The sequence below is a fragment of the Streptomyces sp. NPDC005485 genome, from assembly GCF_040606085.1.
Taxonomy (GTDB): Bacteria; Actinomycetota; Actinomycetes; order Streptomycetales; family Streptomycetaceae; genus Streptomyces.
Genome location: NZ_JBEXDZ010000111.1, coordinates 23,622 through 32,502, shown reverse-complemented (window position 1 = coordinate 32,502; position 8,881 = coordinate 23,622). Strand labels below are relative to the sequence as shown.

The 8,881-nt window shown below is 67.7% G+C and carries 9 protein-coding genes; 6 read left to right on the top strand and 3 right to left on the bottom strand.

The genetic code is table 11. From position 1 onward, the window contains the following. The 3 genes from ABZS97_RS30470 to dnaA all read right to left on the bottom strand — a co-directional run. Window positions 1–341: NAD(P)-binding domain-containing protein (locus ABZS97_RS30470; RefSeq protein ID WP_356142782.1), on the bottom strand; the 341-nt coding region annotated here is incomplete at its 3' end. A 166-nt stretch (window positions 342–507) separates the two neighbouring features. Further along, window positions 508–1,638, bottom strand: coding sequence for a DNA polymerase III subunit beta (gene dnaN, locus ABZS97_RS30465; protein WP_356142780.1), 1,131 nt, complete (start codon window positions 1,636–1,638; stop codon window positions 508–510). A 1,021-nt stretch (window positions 1,639–2,659) separates the two neighbouring features. Next, complete coding sequence (gene dnaA, locus ABZS97_RS30460) at window positions 2,660–4,600, bottom strand: chromosomal replication initiator protein DnaA (protein ID WP_356142778.1); 1,941 nt, start codon at window positions 4,598–4,600, stop codon at window positions 2,660–2,662. A gap of 373 nt (window positions 4,601–4,973) precedes the next feature. Between dnaA and rpmH the strand changes: the two genes are divergently transcribed. The 6 genes from rpmH (at window position 4,974) to rsmG (ending at window position 8,509) form a co-directional block, all read left to right on the top strand. Beyond that, on the top strand, window positions 4,974–5,111 hold the full coding sequence (gene rpmH / locus ABZS97_RS30455) for a 50S ribosomal protein L34 (protein WP_006381191.1): 138 nt from the start codon (window positions 4,974–4,976) through the stop codon (window positions 5,109–5,111). 19 nt (window positions 5,112–5,130) lie between these two features. Then, the gene (gene rnpA / locus ABZS97_RS30450) at window positions 5,131–5,502 is read left to right on the top strand and encodes a ribonuclease P protein component (RefSeq protein ID WP_356142776.1); all 372 of its coding nucleotides are present in this window, start codon (window positions 5,131–5,133) and stop codon (window positions 5,500–5,502) included. Continuing rightward, complete coding sequence (yidD, locus tag ABZS97_RS30445; protein ID WP_356142774.1) at window positions 5,499–5,852, top strand: membrane protein insertion efficiency factor YidD; 354 nt, start codon at window positions 5,499–5,501, stop codon at window positions 5,850–5,852. The genes rnpA and yidD overlap by 4 nt, the downstream gene beginning before the upstream one ends. A gap of 3 nt (window positions 5,853–5,855) precedes the next feature. Continuing rightward, window positions 5,856–7,133: a membrane protein insertase YidC gene (yidC, locus tag ABZS97_RS30440; RefSeq protein ID WP_356142772.1), complete on the top strand. Its 1,278-nt coding sequence runs from the start codon at window positions 5,856–5,858 to the stop codon at window positions 7,131–7,133. Window positions 7,134–7,148: 15 nt separating this feature from the next. Next, window positions 7,149–7,658: a R3H domain-containing nucleic acid-binding protein gene (locus ABZS97_RS30435; RefSeq protein ID WP_356142770.1), complete on the top strand. Its 510-nt coding sequence runs from the start codon at window positions 7,149–7,151 to the stop codon at window positions 7,656–7,658. Between the two features lie 134 nt (window positions 7,659–7,792). Continuing rightward, complete coding sequence (rsmG, locus tag ABZS97_RS30430; RefSeq protein WP_356142768.1) at window positions 7,793–8,509, top strand: 16S rRNA (guanine(527)-N(7))-methyltransferase RsmG; 717 nt, start codon at window positions 7,793–7,795, stop codon at window positions 8,507–8,509. The last annotated feature ends 372 nt before the right edge of the window (window positions 8,510–8,881 follow it).

Here is an 8,881-nt window from a genome sequence, read left to right as displayed (position 1 = left end):
CCGCCCGAGACACCCGCGTCCACGAAGCCGATGCCCTTGGCCGCCAGCTCCTCGGCGTGCTTCTCGTCATCCGTCCAGCGCGAGTTCCCGCCGTCGACCACGACGTCGCCGGGCTCCAGCAGATCGCCGAGTTCGTCGACGGTGGACTGGGTCGCGGCACCGGCCGGGACCATCACCCACACCACGCGCGGGCCCTTGAGCTTGCCCACAAGTTCTTCGAGGCTGTGGACATCGGCGAGGTCCGGGTTGCGGTCGTATCCGAGGACGGTGTGGCCTGCGCGGCGAATCCGCTCGCGCATGTTGCCGCCCATCTTGCCGAGGCCGACGAGACCGAGCTCCATCAGTTGTTCCTTTGGTTTGCGACGTGGCGTGAGGGCACTTTCGTACCTGTGTCTGAGCCTAAACCCGGACGCTCACGCACACCTGTGGGCATACGCGCTCAGACGTACACACCCACCTGCGGCTTCGTCGTCGGCCGGGGCGGGCCCGGCCGACGAGCACCGGCCGTCAGCCGCTCAGGCGCACCGGCATGATCAGGTACTTGTAGGCCTCGTCCGCCTCGGCGTCCAGAGCCGGCTTGCCGCTCAGCAGCGCGGGCTTCGTGGACGTCGTGAAGGAGAGCTGGGCCACCGGCGAGTCGATGGCGCTCAGGCCGTCGAGCAGGAACGTCGGGTTGAAGGCGATCGAGACGTCGTCGCCCTCCAGCTGGGCGTCGACCCTCTCCACAGCCTGTGCGTCGTCGCTGGAACCGGCCTCCAGGATCAGCACGCCCTGCTCGAAGCTGAGGCGCACCGGGGTGTTCCGCTCGGCCACCAGGGCCACACGCTTGACGGCCTCCACGAAGGGGGCGGTCTCGATGACCGCGATCGAGTTGAACTCGGTCGGGAACAGCGAGCGGTACTTCGGGAGGTCGCCCTCAAGGAGGCGCGTGGTCGTACGACGGCCGGCGCCCTCGAAGCCGATGAGGCCCTCGCCCGCGCCGGAGCCGGACAGCGCCAGGATCACGCTGTCGCCGCTCGTGAGGGCCTTGGCGGTGTCCAGGAGCGTCTTGGCGGGCACCAGGGCGACCGCGGACGCCTCGGGGTTCTCCGGCTTCCACAGGAACTCGCGGACCGCGAAGCGGTAGCGGTCGGTGGAGGCGAGGGTGACGGTGTCGCCCTCGATCTCGATGCGCACACCGGTGAGGACGGGGAGGGTGTCGTCCCGCCCTGCCGCGATGGCGACCTGGGCGGCCGCCGAGGCGAAGACCTCACCGGGGACGGTGCCCGTGGCCGTCGGCATCTGCGGCAGCGCCGGGTACTCCTCCACAGGCAGGGTGTGGAGTGTGAATCGCGAGGAGCCGCAGACCACGGTCGCCCGTACACCGTCTGTGGAAATCTCCACCGGGCGGTTGGGCAGGGCGCGGCAGATGTCGGCGAGGAGACGGCCGGACACGAGGACCGTGCCCTCCTCGTCGATCTCGGCGTCCACGGAGACGCGGGCCGAGACCTCGTAGTCGAAGCTGGAGAGGCTCAGGGCGCCCTCCTCGGCCTTCAGAAGGAGGCCGGCGAGCACAGGCGCCGGCGGACGGGCCGGGAGGCTGCGTGCCGCCCAGGCCACTGCCTCCGCGAGTACGTCGCGTTCCACCCGGATCTTCACCGTTGCCGCCTCCGTCTGTTGCCGGCGCTGTCGCCCTGCTGGCCTTCGTCGTCTGTCGAGGTGTCGTCGAACCCTGTGAGGGGGAGGACACCGGGGACCAGTCTGACGCACCGCACTGACAGTCGGTGCCTCCCTGGGTCAAGTCGCTCCGAGCGGCACCCGAGCCTCCGAGGACGAGTTGTGCACAGCCCCGTCTTCGAAACGGATTCCAAGCTCTCTCTAGTTGTCAGTAGTAGTAGGGGCTGTGGAAACCGTGGATAACCGTGTTTTCGCAGCTCAGCAGCGATTTTTTGTCCACCGACCCTGTGGGCGGGGGCAGTGGAAAACCCGGCTCTTCTGTGGACAGCGAAAAGTTCTGCACACTCGATGCACAGGCTGGCCCGACTTCTCCCCAGCGCCGTCCCCAGGTTTGGGCCTGTTCCCCACAGGCCGGTCGGACACCTTGGTGTGACGCCTTTCACTCGACACGGTGAGATGGCGCGTCGCGTTGCCGAACAGTGGACAGAGGTGTGGAGAAGCTGCCGATCGCTGGGGACAACCGACTCCTGCCTGTGGGCCGCCGGTGGACAACTTCCTGCACAGCCTGTGGATCTTTTCTTCGTCCACAGCCTGTGGAGATCTTTTGTCCACCGATCCACAACCCGCTGAGCTGGCCTGATGATTTTTCGACTGTGGCTCCTGTGGACACGATCTGTATAACTTCGCGGTCCCCAGGGTGTGGACGCAAGAAAGTCGCCGAATCTGTGGAGAGTGGCCGTAACCGGGCTCGTATTCGAACAGCAGGTGACTCGGGGGGAGACTCGCGTGCGACCCGGGCCGGGGCCCGAGACGGTTCGGATCGGCGCGTGAAGGGCCTCAGGGACTCCCTTGGCGCTGTCCTGGGGTCGTCCGGGACAGCCCTGGCGCTGCTTCGGGAGCGCCCTGAAACGCCCTGAAACGCCCTGAGGAAGCTCCGGGGAACGCGAAGGGCGCCCTCGGGAGCGTGTCCCGGGGCGCCCTCGGCGGCGTACGGCGGTGCCTGTCAGCCGTTCTTGATGCGGTTCGTGAGCTCGGTGACCTGGTTGTAGATCGAGCGGCGCTCGGCCATCAGCGCGCGGATCTTGCGGTCGGCGTGCATGACGGTCGTGTGGTCGCGGCCGCCGAACTGCGCGCCGATCTTCGGCAGCGACAGATCGGTGAGCTCACGGCACAGATACATGGCGATCTGGCGTGCCGTGACCAGGACGCGGCTGCGCGAGGAGCCGCACAGGTCGTCCACCGTCAGCCCGAAGTAGTCCGCGGTGGCCGCCATGATGGCCGTCGCCGTGATCTCGGGGGCCGAGTCCTCGCCGCCGGGGATCAGGTCCTTGAGGACGATCTCCGTCAGGCCCAGGTCCACCGGCTGCCGGTTGAGCGACGCGAACGCAGTCACCCGGATCAGCGCGCCCTCCAGCTCGCGGATGTTGCGCGAGATACGGGACGCGATGAACTCCAGCACCTCCGGCGGGGCGTTGAGCTGCTCCTGCACCGCCTTCTTGCGAAGGATGGCGATACGCGTCTCCAGCTCGGGCGGCTGGACGTCGGTGATCAGACCCCACTCGAAACGGTTCCGCAGCCGGTCCTCCAGCGTGACCAGCTGCTTCGGCGGCCGGTCGCTGGAGAGCACGATCTGCTTGTTCGCGTTGTGGAGCGTGTTGAAGGTGTGGAAGAACTCCTCCTGCGTCGACTCCTTGTCCGCGAGGAACTGGATGTCGTCGACGAGCAGGATGTCCATCTCGCGGTAGCGCTTGCGGAAGCTGTCGCCCTTGCCGTCGCGGATGGAGTTGATGAACTCGTTGGTGAACTCCTCGGAGCTCACGTACCGCACGCGCGTGCCCGGATAGAGGCTGCGCGCGTAGTGCCCGATCGCGTGCAGCAGGTGCGTCTTGCCGAGACCCGACTCCCCGTAGATGAAGAGGGGGTTGTACGCCTTTGCAGGCGCCTCGGCGACGGCGACCGCGGCGGCGTGCGCGAAGCGGTTCGAGGCACCGATGACGAACGTGTCGAAGAGGTACTTCGGGTTCAGGCGTGCGGTGGGCTCGCCGGGGCCGGCCGCCGGCGCGGGCTGCGCGGCCAGTGGGCCCGGAGCGCCGCTGGAGTTCGAGGAACCGACCGGCCCGCCGCGGTGGACGTGTCCGTTGCCCGCGGGCGGTTCGGGACGCTCGCGCCGGCCTCGTCGGTCGCCGTGCTGGTCGTAGTCGGAGCGCGGCTGGTCGTAGTCCGGGCGCTGCTGGTCGTAGGGGGGCCGGTCCATCGACTGCGGCCGGTAGTCCTGTGAGGGCGACGCGTAGGGATCGCGGTCCGGGAAGCCGAGGCGCTGCTGCTGCCAGCCGTAGTCGTCCTGGGACGGCCGGGGCCAGCCGCCGGGCTCGGAGCGCTGGTAGTCCGGGTACGCGGGACGGGCGGTCGGGAGCTGGTCCGGGCGGCCGGGCGGCAGCTGGTCGCCGGGCGAGCCCTGGTGCTGGTCGGCGCGGCCGGACCGGTGGTCGTCGGCGCGGTGGCGGCCGTAGCCCTCGTACCCGTCCCGTGCGTCACGACCGTCGTGGATGTCGCGTCCGTCGCGTCCGTCGTGGCGCTGGGTGTCGTACGGGTCCCGGCCCTGGGGGGACGGGCGCTCCTGCTCCTCGTAGCGGGGCTGGGAGGGCGGCGAGGGGACGGGGGGCTCGCCGACGGAGTCGTCGACGGTGATCGCGATACGGATCGGGCGGCCGCACTCGCGGCTCAGCACGTCACTGACGATCGGCGCGAGGCGCCCTTCGAGCACGCCCTTCGCAAACTCGTTCGGAACTGCGAGGAGCGCGGTGTCCGCCACCAGGGCCAGCGGCTGGCAGCGCTTGATCCAGTGCTCGTCCTTCGCCTCGACGCCCTGCCCGCGGCCCTCTCCGAGAAGTTGCTCCAGTACTCGTGGCCACACTGCGGCAAGATCGGCAGGTACGTCAGCCACAGGGCACGCTCTCTCATGGGTCCCACGAACGTGTGGTTCTGGGAAAAGGTCAGGATGTAAACCGGGCGGGGCAGGGAGAAGGGAACGAACCGGAGTTCAGCCACGGTAGTCAGGGCGACCCGTGCGGTTCAAGTTGTTGTCCCCAGCCTGTGGATAGTGTCTCTCGGAGGGCGCTGGTTTGACCGGATGGCGTAGCCGCGCGTACCGTAACCAGGTCGAGTTGTCGATGGCTGCTGCCGCCTGCCTCCGATGGGCATAGATCGCGTGAGTGATCGGGAGCGGTGCACTCGGGCGTAATACGAGCTACTCGTGGGCGCACGGTGACAGCCAGGTCGACACCCCGCGCACTACCGATTCTTTCTGGAGCCCCCGAGTGAGCAAGCGCACCTTCCAGCCGAACAACCGTCGTCGCGCCAAGACCCACGGCTTCCGCCTGCGGATGCGTACCCGTGCCGGTCGCGCGATTCTCGCGAACCGTCGTGGCAAGGGTCGCGCCAGCCTGTCCGCCTGATTTCCAAACAGGTCATGACGTGCTGCCTACCGAGCATCGGCTGAGGCGGCGCGAGGACTTCGCGACCGCGGTACGCCGAGGACGCCGGGCCGGACGCCCGCTTCTTGTCGTCCATCTACGTAGCGGTGCAACGGACCCGCACGCGCCTGGGGAGAGCGCTCCCCCGACGCGTGCGGGTTTCGTCGTGAGCAAGGCAGTAGGTGGGGCGGTCGTACGCACCAGGGTGAAGCGTCAGCTTCGCCATTTGATGCGTGACCGAGTGCCCCTGTTGCCCCCCGGTAGCCTGGTAGTCGTACGAGCGCTGCCCGGTGCGGGCGACGCCGACCATGCACAGCTGGCCCAAGACCTGGATGCCGCCCTACAGCGGCTGCTGGGAGGGGGCGCGCGATGAAGTACCCACTGCTGGCTCTCATCAAGCTGTACCAGTGGACCATCAGCCCGCTGCTCGGGCCGGTGTGCAAGTACTACCCGTCGTGTTCTCACTACGGCTACCAGGCCATCGACCGGCACGGTGCCATCAAGGGAACGGCACTCACCGCCTGGCGCATCCTTCGGTGCAATCCGTGGTCGCTGGGTGGCGTGGACCATGTCCCGCCGCGCAAGCGTCCGCGTTGGCACGAGATGCTGCGGGGCGCGTGGCGCGCACGCAAGGGCGGGCCCTCCGCCGCCGAACCGGCCATCGAGGCCACCACACCCTCGAGCCCGGCCGCCGAGACTCCGTCCCATGCTCAAGGAGCCTGATTAGTGGACACGATTGCCAGTCTCTTCAGCTTCATCACGACACCCGTTTCCTGGGTCATCGTCCAGTTCCACGCCGTGTACGGGAAGATTTTCGGTCCCGACACGGGCTGGGCCTGGGGCTTGTCCATCGTGTCCCTGGTGATCCTGATCCGTATCTGCCTCATCCCGCTCTTCGTGAAGCAGATCAAGTCGACCCGGGCGATGCAGACCCTGCAGCCCGAGATGAAGAAGATCCAGGAGCGCTACAAGAACGACAAGCAGCGCCAGTCCGAAGAGATGATGAAGCTGTACAAGGAGACGGGTACCAACCCGCTCTCCTCGTGCCTTCCCATCCTGGCGCAGTCCCCGTTCTTCTTCGCCCTGTACCACGTGCTCAACGGCATCGCGACGGGCAAGACCATCGGGGTCATCAACGACTCCCTCCTGGCCAGCGCCCGTAAGGCGCACATCTTCGGTGCCCCGCTCGCCGCCAAGTTCAAGGACGGCTCCGCCACCGTCCAGGCACTGGGCGCAACGGTCACCGATGTCCGGGTCGTCACCGCGATCATGATCGTGATGATGTCGGGTTCGCAGTTCTACACCCAGCGTCAGCTGATGACGAAGAACGTCGACACCACGGTGAAGACGCCCTTCATGCAGCAGCAGAAGATGCTGATGTACGTCTTCCCGGTCATGTTCGCCGTCTTCGGCATCAACTTCCCGGTCGGTGTCCTCGTCTACTGGCTGACCACCAACGTGTGGACCATGGGTCAGCAGATGTACGTCATCCGCAACAACCCGACTCCGGGCAGCAAGGCGCAGGCCGCATACCTGGAGCGCCTGACGAAGCACGTCACCCACCACGGCAAGTCCCGCAGCCGAGGTGAGAAGGCCATCGTCAAGGCGATCGTCGCCAAGGGCCGTGACCGCAACGAGTTCGAGCGCAAGTTCATCAACGCACTGACCAAGGCGGGCCTGGTGGCTCAGGCCGACGGCACGGTGGTGAAGGGCGAGGCGGCGACTCTCGTGGAGACGGAGGACGGCACTCCGGCGACTCCCGGCGCTGCCAAGCGCCAGCAGCCCAAGCGGCAGACGAAGTCCCAGCGACAGTCCGCCACGGCCAAGGCCGCGGGTGAGTCCGAGCCCAAGACGTCGCTGACCAAGTCCGACGAGCCCGAGGACGCCAAGCCCTCCGCCGCCAAGCCGGCGGGCGGCGGCAAGCCCGGCACAGGTACCCGCAGCAAGGCCCAGTCCGGACAGCGCAAGGGTCCGCAGCGGCCCAAGTCCCCGTCCAAGAAGTAAGAAGGAGTCCATCCCGTGACGGAAGGCACCACCTCCGCCGCCACCGAGGGCGACACCCTGTCCCGCCTGGAGCAGGAAGGCGAGATCGCGGCGGACTACCTCGAGGGTCTGCTGGACATCGCCGATCTCGACGGCGACATCGACATGGACGTCGAGGCCGATCGCGCAGCCGTCTCGATCATCAGCGACGCCGGCGGACGCGATCTGCAGAAGCTGGTCGGCCGTGACGGCGAGGTGCTGGAGGCCCTCCAGGAGCTCACGCGTCTTGCCGTGCACCGGGAGACCGGAGACCGCAGCCGGCTCATGCTGGACATCGCCGGGTACCGCGCCAAGAAGCGTGAGGAACTCTCCGAGCTGGGTGCCAAGGCCGCGGCCGAGGTCAAGAGCACCGGTGAGCCGGTGAAGATGAACCCGATGACGCCCTTCGAGCGCAAGGTCGTGCACGACGCGGTCAAGGCCGCCGGTCTGCGCAGCGAGTCCGAGGGCGAGGAGCCGCAGCGCTTCGTCGTCGTGCTTCCCGCCTGATCGGTACGTACGTCCCACCGGCCCCGTCTGTTGCGCAGACGGGGCCGAACTTTGTCAGCCTGGTAGTACCTAGTACCTGATAGTCCTGGTGATCAGCGCTCAGTGCGCTTATGCGGTACGGAAGGACGGTCCCCGTGACGGAGGCAGCGGAGCTCCCCCCTGCGCCCGAGCAGGCGCGTGAGGTGTTCGGCGATCGCTTCGCGGACGCGGTCCGATACGCGGAGCTGCTCGCCGAGGCGGGCGTGCAGCGCGGTCTGATCGGTCCACGGGAAGTGCCCCGCCTGTGGGAGCGGCACCTGTTGAACTGCGCGGTGCTCTCGGAAGTGGTACCGGAGGGCGTGACCGTGTGCGACGTCGGCTCGGGCGCCGGCCTGCCCGGCATCCCGCTGGCCCTCGTCAGGGACGACATCAAGATCACACTGCTGGAGCCGCTGCTGCGACGGACCAACTTCCTGACCGAGGTGGTGGAGCTGCTCGGCCTCGACCATGTGACGGTCGTCCGCGGTCGCGCCGAGGAAGTCATGGGCAAGCTGCAGCCGGTCCACGTGGTGACGGCCCGGGCGGTGGCCCCGCTCGACAGGCTGGCGACCTGGGGCATTCCGCTGCTGCGACCGTACGGGGAGATGCTCGCGCTCAAGGGCGACACCGCCGAGGAGGAGCTCAAGAGCGCAGCCACCGCACTCAGCAAGCTCGGCGCGGTGGGGACATCCATCCTCCACGTCGGCGAGGGCGTGGTGGACCCGTTGTCCACGGTGGTGCGCGTCGAGGTCGGCGAGAGCCCCGGCGGGGTGCGCTTCGCGGCGAAGCGGGCGAAGGCTGCCCGGACGGGGCGGACGCGCCGACGTCGCTGACCTTGAACCCTGGCGCGAGCTTTCTGCACGAACCCCTGTGTGGACTTTGTGCGTGAACTCCCGGCTCGAACTTCTGGCGAGGACTCCCGGTTCGGTGATACCGAGCCGGGAGTTTTTCGTCACTCCCGCTGATCCGTCCTGACGACGAGCCGTACTCCACACAAGCTGCCAAACCTACGCATCTCGGAGTGTCGCGCGGTGACGGCGCCAGCCGCTATGCATCGTGTTTCACGTGAAACGTCGCTCACTGCTGCATGGCATCATCAGTCGCGGACGGGCTGCGGCCGAACCCCGCGACCGGAAGCCTCTCGGTTCACTCGGAGAGGGCGCGGAGTTGTCCACAGAGGTGGATTTCTCCACAGAACAACGGGC

What these genes read in the sequence shown, in the direction of transcription:
- yidD (WP_356142774.1), top strand. Translation starts at nt 5,499, where the DNA reads ATGAAGTACCCACTGCTGGCTCTCATCAAGCTGTACCAGTGGACCATC.